The organism is Actinoplanes sp. NBRC 103695 (assembly GCF_030269485.1).
GTDB lineage: Bacteria > Actinomycetota > Actinomycetes > Mycobacteriales > Micromonosporaceae > Actinoplanes.
In genome coordinates, this window is sequence record NZ_BSTL01000001.1 from 139,149 (window position 1) to 156,675 (window position 17,527).

Consider the following 17,527-nt stretch of genomic DNA (forward strand, 5'->3'; position numbering starts at 1 on the left):
GATCGACGGGGGTCGGGTTGGACACGGTGATCCTGGGAGCGGTGCGGGCTCGGGCCGCCCAGTCGCTCATGCTGCTCGTCCTCGCCGGACTCCTGACCACCGCCGCGGTGGCCGGCCCCTGGTACGGCCTGACCGTCGCCTCGCGGGTGGCCGCCGCCGACGTGGCCGCCGCCCCGGCCGCGCAGCGGGTGCTGTCGATGCAGCGGCAGGGCACCGTCGAGGGCGGGGACGCCCGGGCCGGCCTGACCGGGTTCGGCCGCTCCGTCAGCGACCGGCTCACGATCACCGGCGCCACTCCGCTGCTCGGCGCCACCCGGCCGATGGTCTACCGGTCCAACGCTCTCAACGCCGCCTCCTCAGCGATCCCGGTCGCCTACCGCGACGACTTCTGCGGGCACGTGCGGCTCACCGGCGCCTGCCCGGCCGCCGCCGCGGACGCCGCGATCAGCGGCCAGACCGCCAAGCGCCTCAAGCTCGCGCCCGGCGACCCGATCCCGGTCCGGCAGTCGCCCGGCGCCGACCCGGTGCCGCTCCGGGTCACCGCCGTCTACGAGCTCGACGACCCGGCCAGCGCCTACTGGGCCAACCCCGCCTACCGCGCCCAGGCCAGCCTCGACCCGATCTTCACGGTGCTGGAGAGCTTCAACGCCCAGCAGCTCGCCACCCCGGTCTTCGTCACCGACATCGAGGTGCCCGAGCCGCTGCTGCGCGGCGACAACGGCTACAGCCTGCGCCGGGTGGTGAACGCGGCGCGGCCCGAGCTGATCGCCGACGGCGTCGAGGTCACCGACCCGACCCGCGATCTGCTCCGGCAGGTCGGCGACGACCGCACCTCGGTGCTGCTGGGTGTGCTCGTCGCGCTCGGCCAGGTGCTGGTGCTCGGCTGGGCGGCGCTCGGCCTGGCCGGGCGGGCCTCGCTGCCCGCCCGCCGGGACGACGCCGGCCTGCTCAAGCTGCGCGGCAACACCCGCGGCGGGATGCTCCGGATGATCTCCGGCCAGCACCTGCCGCCCCTGGCCGCCGGCGTGCTCGCCGGGGTGCCGATCGGCTTCCTGGCCGGCTGGCGGCTCGCCGGCGGCCTCCCGGTCCGCTCCGAGCTGTGGCTGGCCCTGCTCGGCACCCTGGCCGCCGTCGTCGTCGTGCTGCTCGTCGCCATGCTGGTGATGGTCGCGGTGGACGCGGTCATGCTGCGCCTGCCGATCGCCACCCTGCTGCGCCGGGCCGCCGCGAAACGCCGCGGCCGGGCCGCCGACATCCTCGACCTGATCCTGCTCGCGCTCGCCGCCGCGGCGATCTACCAGGCGCGCAGCGGCGACCGGCCGACCGGCCTCGGCGTGGTCGCCCCCGGCCTGACCGCGCTCGCGATCGCCCTCGTGCTGGCCCGGCTGCTGCGCTCGGTCACCGGGTGGGCCGGTGGCCTGGCCGTCCGCCAGGGCCGCCTGCGCTCCGGCCTGGCCGCCGTGCAGGTGTCCCGGCAGCCCGCCGCCGACCGGGTGTTCGTGCTGGTCGCGACCGCGGTCGCGATGCTCGCCCTGGGCGCGGGCAGCCTGGCCGCGGCCGACCGGGACCGGGTCGACCGGGCCGGCGTCGAGCTGGGCGCCCAACGGGTGCTGACCGTCGGCGCGGGCAGCACCACGGAGTTCCTCGCCGCCGTGCGAGCGGCGGATCCGGACGGGCGTACGGCGATGGCCGCCCTGGTCGACCTCAACAGCAACCCGCCCATCCTGGCCGTGGACAGCTCCCGGCTCGCGGCCGTGGCGGGCTGGCGCGCCGAGTTCGGGCCGGAGACCGCGCTGCCCGCCGCGATCGCCGGCGCCCGCCCGCCGGCGCCCCTGCCGTTGATCACCGGCGACCGGCTCGAGCTGCGGCTGCGCAACGGCCGCCCGCTGCCCGCCCTGCTCACCGTGACGATGCAGCAGGAGAAGGACGGCGCCACCGTGGAGGCGAAATTCGACAACGTCCAGCCGGGGGAGCGGAGCGTGACCGCCCGGGTGCCGGCGTGCGCCGTCGCGCCGGGCTGCCGGTTCGTCCGCTTCCAGCTGTCCACCCCGATCACCGAGACCGGCAAGCCCACGCCCGGCCCGGTCGTCATCGAGGGCCTGCGCCAGCTCGGGCCGGACCGGCAGATCCTCGGACCCGAGCAGCTCGGCGACGTGAAGCGCTGGTTCACCGACATCACCGGCGTGGCGCTCGAACTGAGCACGACCGGGGGCAGGCTGACGATGACCGCCGGGGACACGCGCGGTCAGACCGCCGGCGACCGGGTGTACGCGGCCGAGGTGGCCCGCCCGCTGCCGGTGGTGCTGGCCGGGCCGCAGCCCCAGGAGTGGCGCTTCGACGACTCGTCCAGCCCGCGCTTCGGAGCCGGGGAGAACCCGGTGACCGTGGTCGCCGACGTGCCCGTGCTGCCGGTGCTGGGCAACGCCGGGATGATGGTCGACCTGGACACGGCCCGGCGTACCGCGGCCGACGCCAACCTGGTCGGCGCCTACCAGGTGTGGCTGGCTCCCGGCGCGCCGGACACCGTCCTGGACCGGCTCCGCGACGCCGGGCTGACCGTCGTGGCGGACCGGACCACGGCCGGCCGCGAGGAGCAGCTGGCCGCGCAGGGCGGCGCGGCGGCCGCCCGGTTCGGGCTGCTGACCGTGATCATCGCTCTGCTGCTGGCCGCCGGCGCGGTCGCCGTCACCGCGGCGTCCGACCGCGACGCGTACGCCGCCCAGCTCCGCTCGCTGCGCGTGCAGGGCCTGTCGGAGCCCAGCGCGGTGGCCGCCGGATATCTGGGCATCGCCGCGCTGGTCGTGGTGGGCCTGATCGCCGGGCTGCTGGCCGCGAAACTGACGGTGCCCATCGTGGACCTGGCCGCGCCACCGTTCGGCGACGGGTGGCGGGTGGTGCCACCACCCGGACCGCTCGGCTGGACCGCCCTCGGCGTCGCCGCGTTCGCCGCCACCGCCACGCTCGCGATCACCGGCGTGCTGTCCGCCCGCCCGCTGGCCCGCAAGGTGCGGGGAGGCCTGCGATGATCGGGCTCGTTCTCGCCATGCTGTGGAGCCGCCGCGGCCAGGCCCTCACGGTCGCCCTGCTCACCATGCTCGGGGTGGCCGCCGCGGTGGCGGGTCCGGCGTGGCTGCGTGCCACCGACCGGGCCGTCGCCGCCGGGCAGGTCGAGGTGGCGCCCGGCATCCTCAGGACGTTCACCCTCACCCAGGACCAGCCCGACCAGCGCGCCCTGGTCGGCGCCCCCCGGCAGCAGAGCCTCGAGGACACCCGCAGCGCGCTGCTCGGGCTGCCCGGGTTCTCGTACGTGTCGGCGGCCGAGTTCCCGGCCGTCGGCATCGAGCCGGACATCACCCGGCGCACCCAGTTCGTGTACCGCCAGAACGCCTGCGCGCACCTGCAGATCATCGACGGCCGCTGCCTGTCCGGCGAGGGCGACATCGTGATCGGCGAGCGCACCGCGAAACGCCTCGGCATCAAACCCGGGCAGTCCATCGTGATGGCGTTCGCGGTGCTCGTCCGCGCGGACGGCGACACGTTCTACGCGGCCGACGGCGTGAAGAAGCCGTTGCTGGTCGCCGGCATCTACCGGGTGCCCGAGCCGGACGCGCCGTACTGGGGCGGCAACGCCTACTTCGCCAGCTACGTCGGCGCGCCCGACGAGCCCGGGTTCGTGCTGGACTCGACGATCACCGCGATGGACCACGGCACCACCCAGCTCACCGTGGACGGCATCGCCGAGCCGGACGCCCTGGGGGTGGACCGGCTGCCCGCCGTGCAGAGCGCCCTCGCCGCGCTCCAGGCCCAGGTCGCCGCCCTGAGCACCGCCGACATCAAGCTGAAGACCGGCATCCCCGACCTGCTCGCCCGGATCGACCAGGGCCGCGAGGCGGCGCATCTGATCGTGCCGGTGCCCGCGGTCGCGCTGATCCTGCTCAGCTGCCTCACCATCTTCCTCGCGGTCGGCTACGGCACCGAGGGCCGCCGCCCCGAGCTGGCCGTCGTCGCGCTGCGCGGCGCCCGCTGGGGTCAGCGCTGGTGGCTGGCCACCGGCGAGAACCTGGTGGCCGTGCTGGCCGGCGCGATCGCCGGGTGCATCGCCGCGCAGCTGCTGGTCAACGCGATCGCCGCGGTCCGGTTCCCCGGCGTGGGCGCCGACGCCGGCCTGGACTCGCTCCGCTGGGCGCCGGTGGCCGCCCTGGCCGCCCTGATCACCGCGGTCCTGGCCGAATGGCGCCAGCTGTTCAGCCCGGTCACCGAGCTGCTGCGCCGCGCCCCGGTGGTGCGGCGCGCGATCGGCGCGATCGCGCTCCAGGCCGCTGTCGCGGTGCTCGCGGTCCTCGCGGCGGTCCAGCTCTTCGTCACCGGCGGCACGCTGACAGGCGTGGGTACGTTCGCCAGCGCCCTGGTCGCGGTGGCACTGTCCCAGCTCGCCGCCCGGGCCGTGCTGCCCGTCGTCACCCGGTACGCCGCCCGCCAGCTCGGCCGCGGCCGCCCCGGCCTGGCGCTCGCCGGCTTCCAGCTGTCCCGCCGCCCCGGCGCCACGCGCATCTTCACGCTGCTGGTGGCCGCGGTCGCCGTCGCCGGGTTCGCCGCCTGCGCGGTGGACGCCGCCGCGCGCAGCCGCACCGTGCAGGCCGACCTCGGCACCGGCGCCGCCCGGGTGGTGTCGGTGCAACCGGTCGGACGGCAGGCGCTGCTCGCCGCGGTCGACAAGGCGGACCCTGACGGCGCGTACGCGATGGCCGCGGTCCGCATGATCACCGACCCGGGCAAACCCGCCGGGCTGGCGGTCGACTCCACCCGCCTCGCCGCGGTCGCGAACTGGCCGGCCGGCGACGTCGAAGCGGCCGGGAAGGCGCTGAAGCCGGAGGCGCCCGCGCCGCTCACCTTCCCCGACGCCAAGGTGTCGGTGGACCTGACCGCGACCGGCCTCAACCCCGACAAGCTGGTGACCGTCGGCATCGTGGTCGGTTCGCCGGCCGGCGACGCGATCCTCCCGCTCGGCGACCTGAAGCCCGGCCGGCACACGTACGCCCTGGACGTCGACGTCTGCGAGAAGGGCTGCCGGGTCCAGGCGATCCGGATCACCGAGGGCGACGGCAACCGCGACATCGTCGGCACGGTGACGCTGAACTCGCCCCGGGCGGCCGCCTGGCGGGCCAACTCGCCGGCCGCTGTCCGCCCCGACGGCACGATCGACCTGACCGCGGTCAACGGCATCCAGGACTCGCTGTTCCTGCAGCCGGTGTCCACCCCCGCGGCGCTGCCCGCGGTGGTCGCCGGCGACGGCAACGACGACCCGATCCCCGGCGTCGACGGCCGCCCGGTCCCGATCACCCCGATCGCCCACCTGGGCGCCCTGCCCGGCGTCGGCACTCCCGCCACGATGATCGACCTGGACTACGCCGCCCGGCTCGCCCTCGACGGCGGCCCCAGCGCCTTCAACCAGGTGTGGCTCAACGCGAAGGCGCCCGGCGACGTCCTGGACCGGCTCTCCGCCGCCGGCCTGGTGGTCACCGGCGACGTGCGCGCATCCGACGTGCAGCGGTCGCTGGACGAGCAGGGCCCCGCCCTGGCCCTGATCTTCGCCGTGATCATCGCGGTGCTGGCCGCCGGGCTGGCCGCGGGCGCGCTGGTGCTGGCCGCCGCAGTCGACCGCCCGCGCCGGGTGGAGGATCTGACCGCGTTGCGGGCGCAGGGCCTGTCCCGGCGCGCCTTGCGGCAGGCGACCCTGTGGACCTACCCGGCCCTGGTCGCCGCGGCGGTGGTGGCCGGCCTGGCGATCGCGTTGCTCACCTGGTGGGTGACCGGCTGGGCGCTGCCGCTGTCCGGCATCTCGCCGCCGCCCCTCCCGCTGCCCGGCTGGCCGCGCCCGTGGGTCCTGGCCGTCGTCACCGTGGTCGCGGGTTGCGCTTTGGCGGCCGTGGCCTGGCTGACGGGTCGCCGCACCCTCGCCGCGGTGCGTTAGGTCGTGTCTCGTGGATCAGCCAAGTGCGCGTGCCGGCGGCGGCGACGAACCCTGCCGGTCCCGCCGGCCGAGATGCCGGGCGCGGCGGCCTCCTGCGTCGTGCTGGACGGCATGGGCGCCGCGCGGCTTGTTGAGGAGGTCCGTGCCGCCCCGGACAGCACCGTCTGGGACGGCGGGCCGACCGTGACGTCGAGTTGTTCCTCCGCCCGATGCTCCCCGACGAGGCCGATTGCGGGGCGCTCCTGCGTTGACGCTCGCCCGGCCGCCCGGCCGCCCGGCCGCCCGGCCGCCCCGATCGCCCGGCTCCGCCTGCTCGTCCGGCCCGCCCGGTGGCCAGGCCCGCCTGGTCGCCCGCTGTCCTCAGAGCGTCGCCCACACCCGGGACCAGACCTGCTCGGCGGCGCCCGTCAGCGGCGCTTCGTCGCCCAGCGCGGCGTCCCGGACGACCGGCGGATCGGCCCGCCGGAAGGCCATCAGCCCGTCCGTGTACGCGCCGGTGAACTCCTCGGCCGCGACCTCCACCACGAGCGGAGCCAGACCGCCGACGGTGACCAGGCCGACGTCGAGCCCGTTGACGAGACCGGCGATGCCGCCACCCAGACAGGCGGCCGCGGAGGCGACCGCACGCCGCGCGGCGGTCTCGCCGTGCCGGGCGCGATCGAGGACCTGGCGGGCGTAGGTCACCGCGTCCTGCGGAAGGGTCTCGCCCAGTGTCCGCGCCAGACCCTCCGCGCCCACCGAGGTCGTCCAGCAGCCGGATGCTCCACAGTGGCAGCGGACGGCGCGATCCCCGAACGGCATGTGCCCGAACTCGCCGCCCACACCCTGCGCCCCGGGCAGAATGACGCCGTCGAGGGTCACCGCGCCGCCGATGCCCGCGTCCAGCAGCAGATGCACGTGCAGACCGGCGCCGACGGCCGCCCCGCGGCGCGCCTCGCCCAGCGCGGCCAGCGTCGCGTCGTTGCCCGGCAGCACGAGGCCGCCCGGCCACACGCGGCGCATGTCGATGTCCCGCCAGCCCAGCAGGGGAGCGTGCACCAGACGGTCGTTCCGCACGACGCCGGGCAGCGCCACGCCCACGCCCCGCACCCGGGGCCCGTACCGGCCGGCGAGATCCGCGGTCGCCGCGGCCAGGTCCGCGATCAGATGTTCGCTGCCGTCGTGGGCGCCCTCGTGGCCGGCGACCACGGCGCCGCCCAGTTCCTCCGCCCGGATCCGCCAGGCCTCGTGGGTGACGACCGCGCTGAGCACCAGTGGCCCTTCCGCGTGCGCGAGCAGCTCGCGGGTCGGCCGCCCCCGGCCGCCGGTGGGCACCGGCCGCTCGTCGAGCAGGCGCGCGCCGACGAGCGAGCTGACCAGTTCGGTGATCGTCCCGCTGGTGACCCCGAGCTGCACGGCCGCCCGGGACCGGGTCAGCCCGGGGCTCGCGTGGGCGAGTTTCAGCAGCTCCAGCGCGCGTGCGGTCGGTGATCCCATAACCCTTCCCTTTTTGCTGGCTCGGCCAGTATATTCGTGGTATGCCATCGCGGCTTCCACTCACCCAGCTGGCGGTGCTCGGTGCCGCGCTGTTCGCCGCCGTCATCACCGAGCTGCTGCCGGTCGGCCTGCTGCCGCAGCTGGCGGACGCCTTCGACGTGGGGGAGCGACAGGTCGGATGGTGGGTGTCGGCGTACGCCCTGGTGGTGGCCGGCGCCGCCATCCCGCTGACCGCTCTGCTGGCGCGGTGGCCCCGACGCCAGGCACTGCTCGTCCTGCTGGCCGTCTACGCGGCCGGTAACGCCCTGATCCTGGTCGCGCCGGCCTACTGGGTCGGGCTGGCCGGTCGGATCCTCGGCGGAGTGGCACACGCGGGCATCTTCTCAGTAGCGTTCGCCAGCGCGGCATCCCTGGCCCCACCCGGCAGGGCGGGCCGCGCGGTCGCGATCGTCAACGCCGGGGTGGCGCCCGCGTGGGCGCTCGGCCTGCCCGCCGCGACCGCCGCCGGAACGGCCTGGGGCTGGCGCTGGCCCTTCGCGGCCGCCATCGCCGTGATCGTCCTCCTGGCCGTCGCGGTAGCGCGCTTCATCCCGGCCCCACCCCCGATCACAGACTCGCCCGCCGCGGCCTCGACGGCCGCGTCCGCTGCTACCCCGTCGTCCGCAGCCCCGTCGTCCGCAGCCGAGTCGGCCGCCGGCCGTCAGACCGACACTCGCCACATGCCTGCCGACCGGCCTTCCGGTTCCAGTGGTGTGCTCGCCTCGCTTCGTGGGCGCGGTCTTCAGCTGATCGGCCTCACCACGGTCGTGCTGACCATCGGCCACTACAGCGCCTACACCTACGTGACCCCGCTCCTGCTGCGCGCCGGGGTAGAGCAGAGCGGGGTGAGCCTGATCCTGCTCGGCTACGGCGTGGCCAGTTCGCTGGGGCTGTTCCTGGCCGGCGCGTTCGTGGACCGCCATCTGGGTCCGTCCCTGCGCGTCGCCATCGCCGTCACGGCCGCCGCGCTGCTGGCGATCGCGGCGCTGACACATTCCGTCGCGGGCACCGTCGCCGTCGTACTCGTCTGGGGTGTCTCCTTCAGTGCCCTGCCCATCTTGATCAACACGGCCGCGTTGCGTGTCAGCGCGGTCCCCGACGCCGCGCCCGCGGTAGTCAACGCGATGTGGAACGTCGGCATCGCCTCAGGCGCCTGGGTGGGTGGCCTGGCCCTGCAGTCGGGCGGGTCGTCGCGGGTAGCGCTGGTCGCCGGTCTCCTCGTGACGTCGTCCCTGGTGCTGACCGGCGTCCGCTCGGCCTGGCGCGCCGGCGAGCGATCCTCCGACCGTCCCGCCGACGCGCCTTCCATAGCAGGTCAGGCACGGTGATGCGGATATGTAGGCAGAGCAAGGCGAAGCTCGGCCGGAAGTCGGCGGCCCGCGGTGCTGCGTCGGTGTAAGCAGAGCAAAGCGCCGGGAAGAGGCCGTCAGAACGCCGTGAGGATGAGGGCGGTCAGGACGATGCCCACCAGGTGGTAGCTGCCGGAGATGAGGCTGTAGAAGAACGGCCGCGGCATGTTCGGGTTGATCGCGATGTTCACGGTGTTCGCGACGAGATAGCCGACGCCGACCACCAGCGCCAGCACCACCGCGTACCCCGCCGTCGTGATCTCCAGAGCCGCCATCAGCAGCGCCGTCGTGACCGTGACGACCAGCGTGCACACCGCCGGCCCGGCGATGAAGAGCGCGGACGGCTTCTCTCGCGGGGCGTCTGCCCGGCCGAGCGATGCGGCGTACGCCTTGCCGAACAGCGCGGTGAACCACACCCCGCCGAGCACGGTGTAGGCGACGAAGGCGACCAGGACGGCGATCCAGTTGACCGATCCGAATGCGGTGAGGATGTTCATGTGATCAGCTTCTCGGCAGAAGAGGACAGCTACGGTCCGCTTCTTCGGCCATTCTTGGAGGCATGCGCCAGACTTCCGGCCGGCTCCTGAACCTGCTGTCCCTGCTGCAGGCCCGCCGCGACTGGCCCGGCCCGGCGCTCGCCGACCGGCTCGCGGTCAGCGCCCGGACCGTACGCCGCGACGTGGATCGCCTGCGCGAGCTGGGCTATCCGGTACGCGCGCTGAAGGGACCGGACGGCGGCTACCGCCTGGACGCGGGCGCCGATCTGCCGCCGCTGCTGTTCGACGACGAGCAGGCGGTCGCGATCGCCGTGGCGCTGCGGACCGCGGTGGCATCCGGTGCGGGCATCGGCGAGGCGGCGATGCGCGCGCTGACCACCGTCCGGCAGGTGATGCCGTCGCGGCTGCGGCACCGGATCGACGCCCTCGAGGTCACCGCGGTCGGCCGGGGCGACGAGGCGGACAGTGCGGTGCTGGTGGCGATCGGCGCGGCCGTACGCGCGCGTGAGGTCCTGAGGTTCGACTACGGCGACCAGCGCAGAAAGGCCGAGCCGCACCACCTGGTGGCCCGGTCCGGCCGCTGGTACCTGGTCGCCTGGGACCTCGACCGCGGGGACTGGCGGACGTTCCGCGCCGACCGCATCCGTCCGGTCACGCCGAACGGTCCCCGCTTCACGCCGCGGGAGGTCCCCGGTGGCGACGTGGCCACGTTCGTCACGGAGCGGTTCCGCGGTGAGCTCTGCGTGGGTGAGGTCTTCATCGGCCGAGCGGCGGCGGAGGTGGCGCCGTTCGCCGGGAACGCGGTGGTCGAGGACGCCGGCCCGGACCGCTGCCGGGCCGTCCTCTCGTCGTGGTCGTGGATCGGCCTCGCCGCGAGCCTCGGCCGCTTCGACGCCGAGGTGGAGGTGGCCGGCCCACCCGAGCTCCGGGAGGCCTGCGCGACGCTGGCCCGCCGTTACGGGCGGGCCAGCGGCTGAAAGGCCTGGCGCTGAAGTGACCTAGCGCAGCGGAGCGGTCGAGCGGCGGACGACCAGCTCGGTCGCCAGCTCGATGTGGTACGAGTCCGGCGACTCGTCCACGGCCAGACGCAGCGCGGTGCGGGCCGCGACCCGGCCCATCTCGCGCAGCGGCTGGCGGATGGTGGTCATCGGCGGCGACGAGAACCGCGCCACCTGGGTGTCGTCGAAGCCGACGACGCTGACGTCCTCCGGCACCCGGCGGCCCAGCCCGCGCGCCGCCTCGATCACCCCGGACGCGGTCTCGTCGCTGGCGGCGAAGATCGCCGTGGGTGGTTCCGGCAGGGTGAGCAGCGCGGATCCGGCGACCAGGCCGTGCTCGTGGGTGAACGTGCCGGGTCGCACGTACTCGTCCGGCGGGGGACAGCCGGCGGCCTCCAGGGCGGCCCGCAACCCGTGCAGCCGCGCCTGGTTGTGTGCCGCGCCGGACGGACCACCCACGTACGCGATCCGCCGATGCCCCAGGCCGACGAGGTGATGCGCCGCCGCCATGCCCCCGGCGAAGTTGGTCGCCCCGACGCTGGCCGCCTCCGGTCGTGGCACCCGGCCCGGATCGGCCAGCACGAGCGGCAGACCGGCCCGGACGAGCGCCTGGTAGCCCTCCTCGGTGAGGTCGCCGACCACCGCGATGACCGCTTCCCGCCCGGCCGCCACGAGGTCGCGCGCCCACAGTCCGGCCGGCACGTCCGGGTCCGGGAAGCCACCGACGACCGCCGGCACCCCGATGTCCCGCACCCCGTTCAAGATCTCTATCGAGTACGCGCTGAGCGGCTCGGGCAGCAGCAGCTCCAGCCGCGCGGTGGCCGGGCTGCGGCGTACCGGGGCTCGTTTCCGCCCCCGGTACTCGTGCTGCCGTAGCAGCGTCTCCACCCGTTCGCGGGTGGCCGCACCCACGTCCGCCCGCCCGTTCAGCACCCGGGACACGGTCGCCACCGACACGCCCGCCGACGCGGCGACCATGGCCAGCGTGGCGCTCCTGCGTTGCGTGGAGATCGACATCGCTACTCGCCGATCTCGACCGGCGTCACCAGCTGCCGGTCGTGCCCGACGGTGCGGAGCGGGCCGGTGAGCCGCACGGTGCCGCGGCACGGCAGATCCCCGGCCGAGGTGCCGGCCAGCACGTCGATGTCGCCCGGTTCGACGATCCGGGTGAGGTCGCGTCCGGTGAACGCGGTCCGGTCGGCGTGCACCCGGAACGTCACGTCCCGGCTCCGGCCGGCGGCCAGGGCCACGCGGGCGAAGCCGATCAGCTGGCGTACCGGCCGGGTCACCTGGGCGACGGGGTCACGCAGGTAGAGCTGCACGACCTCGTGGCCGTCGCGGTCGCCGGTGTTGGTCACGCGTACGGTCACCGCGAACTCGCCGTCGGTCGGCACCTCCTTGTCGCTGAGGCGCAGGTCCTCGACGGCGAAGCTGGTGTACGAGAGCCCGTGCCCGAACGGGAACAGCGGCGCCGCGGAGAGGCTGGTGATCCCGTGGTCCTCCGCGCCCAGGGGCGGCTGGAGGTAGGTGCCGGGCTGGCCGCCCGCGTCGTGCGGGATCTGCACGGGCAGCTTGCCGCTCGGCTGCACCCGTCCACCGAGCACCCCGGCCAGCGCGGATCCGCCTTCCTCGCCGGGCATGAAGGCCTGCACGAGTCCCGCCGCGCGCCCGTGCACGTGGCCCAGCGCGTACGGCCGCCCGGACACGACGACCACGATCACCGGCGTGCCGGTCTCCAGCAGCGCGTCGAGCAGGTCCTCCTGCACGCCGGGCAGCCGCAGGTCGGTGGCGTCGCAGCCCTCGCCCGACGTGCCGTGCCCGAACAGCCCGGCCAGGTCGCCGACGAACGCCACGCACACGTCCGCCTCGCGGGCGTTGGTCACGGCCTCGGCGAACCCGGACCGGTCGTCGCCGGTGATCTGGCTGCCGGCCGCGTAGCTGATGTCGGCCTGCGGGAGTTCCTTGCGGACCGAGTCGAGCACGGTCGGCACGTCGATGCCCATCCCGTGTTCGGGGTAGCGCGGCAGCACGTGGTTGGGGAACGCGTAGCAGCCCATGAACGTCCGCGGGTCGGCTGCGCACGGGCCGACCACCGCGATCCGCCCGGTGTCCCGCAGGGGCAGGTGCGAGCCCTGTTCCAGCAGCACGATGGAGCGTTCGGCGAGCTCGCGGGCGATCTCCCGGTTGGCCGGGGCGTCCAGGTCGACGTCGGCGGCGTTGATCACGGAACGTTCCGGTGTCCAGTCGGCGTCGAGCAGCCCGAGCTCGGCCTTCTGGGTCAGCACCCGGTGCGCAGCCCGGTCGACCAGTGCCTCGTCGACCTCGCCGCGGCGTACGCGCTCAGTCAGGTTGTCGCCGTAACCGAGAGTGTCCGGCAGCTCGACGTCGACGCCTGCCGTGAGTGCCAGCGCGCCGGCCGCGCCGAAGTCCTCGGTGACCTTGTGGGCCATCGCCAGGAACGGCACTGACCAGTAGTCCGAGACGACCGTGCCGGTGAATCCCCACTCGCCGCGCAGCAGGTCGGTGAGCAGCCAGGAGTCGCCGCTGGTGGGTACGCCGTCGATGTCATTGTACGCGGACATCACCGAGCGTGCGCCGCCCTTGGCGATCGCGGTCTCGAAAGTGGGCATGATGACGTCCATCAGCTCGCGCCGGCCCATCGGCACCGGCCCGTGGTTGCGGGCGCCGCGCGAGGCGGAGTACCCGGCGAAGTGCTTGAGCGTGGCGATCACCCCGGCGCTCTGCAGGCCGCGCACGTAGGCCGACCCGACCGTGGCCACCAGGTAGGGGTCCTCGCCGATGGTCTCCTCGACCCGCCCCCAGCGATAATCGCGGACCACGTCGAGGACCGGAGACAATCCCTGGTGTACGCCCACAGCGGCCATGTCGCGCCCGATCGCCGCGGCCATCCGCTCGACGAGCTCGGGGTCGAACGTCGCGCCCCACGCGATGGCGGCCGGGTAGACCGTCGCGCCGTACGTGGTGAAGCCGGTCAGGCACTCCTCATGGACCAGGGCGGGCACCCCCAGCCGGGAGTGTTCCAGGACGACCTTGTGCTGGCGGACCACCTCGGCGGCGCCCTCGACGGCGGTCAGCGGCTTGCTCCCGTACACCCGGGTCAGTTGTCCGAGCCCGTGCCGCGCCGCATCGCCGAGCGGGACGCGCCCGGAGGCCTCGAACACGTCCTGCATCGGCGCGACGTTGATCTCGGTTTCCGGATTTTCGGACTGGCCGCTCATGTCGTTTCCGACCCAACGGGAGCCGAGTTGTGCCACCTTCTCCTTGAGCGTCATCGCGGCCAGCAGGGCATCGGCGCGCGCTGTGGGGGGAAGTGACGCGTCCTGCCATGGTCTGGTGGGGTCGGGCACGGTGTATCTCCTTCGTGAACGCGGCGGTGGGGGCGCGCCGGAAACCTCCGAAAGTTTCGGAAGTCTTCCGGCAAGCGACGCCGTGGTTGTCACTGTCGCGCGTAAATAACCACTACATCAAGACCCTTGACAGCGTGAATTTGAAATCCTACGTTAACGAAATCTCTCGTTAACTTACGCTCACCGATCGAAAGTTGCAGAGACTGTGTATCGGTGAACATGCCATTTGACCGCCCCGACCGCGTCCCTCGCGCGGCACCTGGGAATACGGAGATCACTGTGGACCTCTCTCGTCGGACCTTCCTCAATCTGGGTGTCGGCACAGCTGCCGGCGCGGCCCTGGCGGCCTGTGGCAGCTCAGGCCCCGGCACCTCGTCGGGCGGTGGCGCGAAGGGCGCCGCCGCGTCGTTCTGGTTCCTCACCGGGCAGCCCGGAGAGGGCATCCGGGCAAAGGCGGTGGCCGATTTCAACGCGGCCAACCCCGACAACAAGATCACCGAGCAGCGCTTCCAGAACGACGCGTTCAAGACCAAGATCAAGGCGGCCATCGGCGCCGGCCAGGCCCCGACGCTGATCTGGGGCTGGGGCGGCGGTGGTCTGAAGAGCTACGTCGAGGCCGGCGCGGTCGAGGACCTGACCAGCTGGTTCGGCGAGAACGCGGCGATCAAGGACAAGCTCTTCCCGTCGTCCTTCCCGGCCGCCACGATCAACGACAAGATCTACGCCCTGCCCTGCGAGACGGTGCAGCCGATCGTTCTGTACTGGAACAAGAAGATCTTCGACCAGGCCGGCGCCAAGCCGCCGGAGTCCTGGGCCGACATCATGAACCTGGTCGGCGTCTTCAACGGCAAGGGCATCGCGCCGTTCTCGCTCGGCGGCCAGTCCCGCTGGACGAACATGATGTGGCTGGAGTTCCTCTTCGACCGCATCGGCGGCCCCGAGGTCTTCAACGCGATCTTCGCCGGCGAGAAGGACGCCTGGAACCACCCGGCCTCGATCGACGCGCTGACCAAGGTCCAGGACCTGGTCAAGGCCAAGGGCTTCATCAAGGGCTTCTCGTCGATCACCGCGGACTCCAACGCCGACCAGGCGCTGCTCTACAAGGGCCGGGCCGCGATGATGCTGCACGGCGGCTGGACCTACGGCGGCATGAAGAACGACGGCGGCGACTTCGTGAAGAAGGGCGAGCTGGGCTGGATGAACTTCCCGCCGGTCGACGGCGGCAAGGGCGACCCGAGTGACACGGTCGGCAACCCCGGCCAGTACATCTCGATCTCCTCGAAGGCCACCGCCGAGCAGAAGGAGTCGGCCAAGAAGTTCCTCGCGACCGGCAAGTTCTCCGACAACGAGATCAAGGGCTGGATCGACTCGGGCGCGGTGCCGATCGTCAAGGGCACCGAGAGCCAGCTGGCCGCGTCGCCGGACGCCGAGTTCCTCAAGTTCGTCTACGACCTGTCCAGCAAGGCCAAGTTCTTCGGTCAGTCCTGGGACCAGGCCCTCAGCCCCGGCGCGTCCGAGGTGCTGCTGACCAACATCGCCAAGTTGTTCCAGCTGTCCGTCACCCCGCAGCAGTTCGCCACGAACATGAATGCGGTGCTCGGGAAGTGACCGTTGCTCCACCGATCCGGACGCCCGCCACCGCTGGTGGCGGGCGCACCGGCGCGGTCTCCTGGATGGTGCTGCCCGCACTGCTGGCCTTCCTGGCCTTCGGGGTGGTGCCGCTGCTCGGCGTGGTGGCGCTGAGCTTCACCACCTGGGACGGGCTGGGTGCGATCAACCCGTCCGGTCTGACGAGCTGGCGTGCCGTGATCGCCGACCCGGCGCTCCCGCACGCGCTCGGGGTGACCTTCCTGATCATGGGGTTGTCGTGGTTGTTCCAGACCCCGCTGAGCATCCTGCTGGGCGTGTTCCTGGCCGGCCGGGAGCGCTACCGCGGCTTCCTGGCGGTGCTGTACTTCATCCCGCTGCTGCTGAGCTCGGCCGCCCTCGCCATCACGTTCAAGGCGCTGCTGGACCCGAACTTCGGGCTCGGTGCCGGGCTGGGCGCCGAATTCCTGTCACAGGACTGGCTCGGCCAGGGCAACCTCGCGCTCGGCGTGATCGTGTTCGTGGTGTCCTGGCAGTTCATCCCGTTCCACTCGCTGATCTACCAGGGTGGTGTCCGGCAGATCCCGGTCACGCTCTACGAGGCGGCGCAGATCGACGGTGCGGGCCGGTGGCGGCAGTTCTTCAGCATCACGCTGCCGCAGCTCAAGTACACGATCATCACGTCGTCGACGCTGATGGTGGTCGGCTCGCTGACCTTCTTCGACCTGATCTTCGTGCTGACCGCCGGTGGCCCGGGCGACGCCACCCGGGTGCTCGCGGTGGAGATGTACGCACGCGGATTCCAGGCCAACCTGATGGGACCGGCCAGCGCGATCGCGGTCATCCTGGTCCTCGTCGGCCTCGCCCTGGCGCTGCTGCTGCGCCGGCTCGGCGGCCGCGACCAGAGCGCCAGCCAGCTGGAAGGAGCCTGACATGGCGACGGCGGTTTCGACTCCCCCCGACGACAGGGTGACCGTGTCGGGCGACTCGCACCGTGCCCCGGCCAAGCGCCGCGGCCTGCGTCACGTCAACTGGCTGGGCGGCGGGTTCGCGTGGGTGTGGCTGCTCGTGGTGATGATCCCGATCTACTGGATCGTGATCACCAGCTTCAAGACGTCGGGCAACTTCTTCGACACCAACCCGTTCGTGCCGCCGACGGATCCGACGCTGGAGAACTACCGGCTGGTCATCGAGGCGGACTTCATCCGCTACTTCGCCAACAGCGTGATGGTGGCGGCCGGCACGGTGATCCCGGCGGTGCTGTTCTCGTTCATGGCCGGGTACGCGATCATCCGCGGCGGACCGAACAGCCGCTTCCTGCGCCTGTCCAACTCGCTGTTCCTGATGGGCCTGGCGATCCCGCTGCAGGCGGTGATCATCCCGGTCTATCTGATCATCATCCGGCTCCAGATGTACGACACCCTCGGCGCGATCATCCTCCCGTCGGTGGCGTTCGCCATCCCGTTGTCGGTGCTGGTCCTGGCCAACTTCATCCGCGACGTCCCGAAGGAGCTCTTCGAGTCGATGCGGATGGACGGCGCCACCGAGTGGGGAACGCTGTGGAACCTGGCGTTCCCGCTGACCCGTCCCGCGCTCGTCACGGTGGCGATCTACCAGGGCCTGCAGTCCTGGAACGGCTTCCTGCTCCCGCTGGTGCTCACCACCGCACCGGAGCGGCGCACCCTGCCGCTGGCGCTGTGGACCTTCCAGGGCCAGTACAGCGTCAACGTGCCGGCCGTCCTGGCCTCGGTCGTCCTGACCACCCTGCCGATCCTGATCCTGTACGCGGTTGGCCGGCGTCAGCTCCTCAGTGGACTGACGGCGGGCTTCGGAAAGTAGACTCACCCGGGTCATGTCCTCCGGGTCGCCGCGGTGCGGCGGCTCGGGGGACATGCTCGTTTCGGGGTGGAGGTCTGGGGTGCCGTTGACGATTTGCGGACGGCCGGAGTGCCTGTTCACTGTTCGCTGCCACGGTTCGCGCCCGGCGCGGGGTTTCGCTTGGGTATGCCAGGCCCCCGGTTGCCCGCCCACCGTCGCTGCCGCCGCTCGCGGCCGTGGCAGGGCGGCCGTGGCAGGGCGCGGCCGTGGCAGGGCGCGGTCGGTGGTAGGAGCGAGCGCGGGTGGTAGGACCAGGCACCCAGTGGTAGGACAGAGCGGCATCCGAGCCGAAATACCGCGCTGAGTTACCACGGTCCGGGCTCGTGGTAGCCAGGAGCAGTCGTCGTGGGCCGGATAGCGCCCG

Annotated in this window: 11 protein-coding genes; 7 read left to right on the forward strand and 4 right to left on the reverse strand. The window is 73.0% G+C overall.

Features of this window, described 5'->3' with window-relative positions; all coding sequences use genetic code 11:
* Positions 1 to 41 precede the first annotated feature (41 nt).
* Positions 42 to 3,026, forward strand: coding sequence for an FtsX-like permease family protein (locus QSK31_RS00590; RefSeq protein ID WP_285679913.1), 2,985 nt, complete (start codon positions 42 to 44; stop codon positions 3,024 to 3,026).
* The gene (locus tag QSK31_RS00595; protein WP_285679915.1) at positions 3,023 to 5,971 is read left to right on the forward strand and encodes an FtsX-like permease family protein; all 2,949 of its coding nucleotides are present in this window, start codon (positions 3,023 to 3,025) and stop codon (positions 5,969 to 5,971) included. The genes QSK31_RS00590 and QSK31_RS00595 overlap by 4 nt, the downstream gene beginning before the upstream one ends.
* 360 nt (positions 5,972 to 6,331) lie before the next feature.
* Here QSK31_RS00595 and QSK31_RS00600 read toward each other — a convergent pair whose 3' ends face one another.
* On the reverse strand, positions 6,332 to 7,447 hold the full coding sequence (locus QSK31_RS00600; protein WP_285679917.1) for an ROK family protein: 1,116 nt from the start codon (positions 7,445 to 7,447) through the stop codon (positions 6,332 to 6,334).
* Between the two features lie 41 nt (positions 7,448 to 7,488).
* Between QSK31_RS00600 and QSK31_RS00605 the strand changes: the two genes are divergently transcribed.
* Positions 7,489 to 8,814: an MFS transporter gene (locus tag QSK31_RS00605; RefSeq protein WP_285679919.1), complete on the forward strand. Its 1,326-nt coding sequence runs from the start codon at positions 7,489 to 7,491 to the stop codon at positions 8,812 to 8,814.
* A 98-nt stretch (positions 8,815 to 8,912) separates the two neighbouring features.
* On the opposite strand, the gene QSK31_RS00610 is transcribed toward QSK31_RS00605, so the two are convergent.
* Complete coding sequence (locus tag QSK31_RS00610) at positions 8,913 to 9,332, reverse strand: DUF1761 domain-containing protein (protein WP_285679921.1); 420 nt, start codon at positions 9,330 to 9,332, stop codon at positions 8,913 to 8,915.
* A gap of 62 nt (positions 9,333 to 9,394) precedes the next feature.
* On the opposite strand from QSK31_RS00610, the gene QSK31_RS00615 reads away from it, so the two are divergent.
* Entirely contained in the window at positions 9,395 to 10,309 is a 915-nt protein-coding gene (locus QSK31_RS00615) for a helix-turn-helix transcriptional regulator (RefSeq protein ID WP_285679923.1), read from the forward strand.
* A 21-nt stretch (positions 10,310 to 10,330) separates the two neighbouring features.
* On the opposite strand, the gene QSK31_RS00620 is transcribed toward QSK31_RS00615, so the two are convergent.
* Positions 10,331 to 11,347: a LacI family DNA-binding transcriptional regulator gene (locus tag QSK31_RS00620; RefSeq protein WP_285679925.1), complete on the reverse strand. Its 1,017-nt coding sequence runs from the start codon at positions 11,345 to 11,347 to the stop codon at positions 10,331 to 10,333.
* 2 nt (positions 11,348 to 11,349) lie between these two features.
* Positions 11,350 to 13,698: a glycoside hydrolase family 3 N-terminal domain-containing protein gene (locus QSK31_RS00625; protein ID WP_352244332.1), complete on the reverse strand. Its 2,349-nt coding sequence runs from the start codon at positions 13,696 to 13,698 to the stop codon at positions 11,350 to 11,352.
* 279 nt (positions 13,699 to 13,977) lie between these two features.
* On the opposite strand from QSK31_RS00625, the gene QSK31_RS00630 reads away from it, so the two are divergent.
* The 3 genes from QSK31_RS00630 to QSK31_RS00640 are packed head-to-tail and all read left to right on the forward strand — an operon-like array spanning position 13,978 to position 17,124.
* Positions 13,978 to 15,306, forward strand: coding sequence for an extracellular solute-binding protein (locus QSK31_RS00630; protein ID WP_285679927.1), 1,329 nt, complete (start codon positions 13,978 to 13,980; stop codon positions 15,304 to 15,306).
* On the forward strand, positions 15,303 to 16,217 hold the full coding sequence (locus QSK31_RS00635; RefSeq protein WP_285679929.1) for a carbohydrate ABC transporter permease: 915 nt from the start codon (positions 15,303 to 15,305) through the stop codon (positions 16,215 to 16,217). Before QSK31_RS00630 ends, QSK31_RS00635 begins: the two co-directional genes overlap by 4 nt.
* 1 nt (position 16,218) lies before the next feature.
* Positions 16,219 to 17,124, forward strand: coding sequence for a carbohydrate ABC transporter permease (locus QSK31_RS00640; protein ID WP_285679931.1), 906 nt, complete (start codon positions 16,219 to 16,221; stop codon positions 17,122 to 17,124).
* Positions 17,125 to 17,527: the final 403 nt, after the last annotated feature.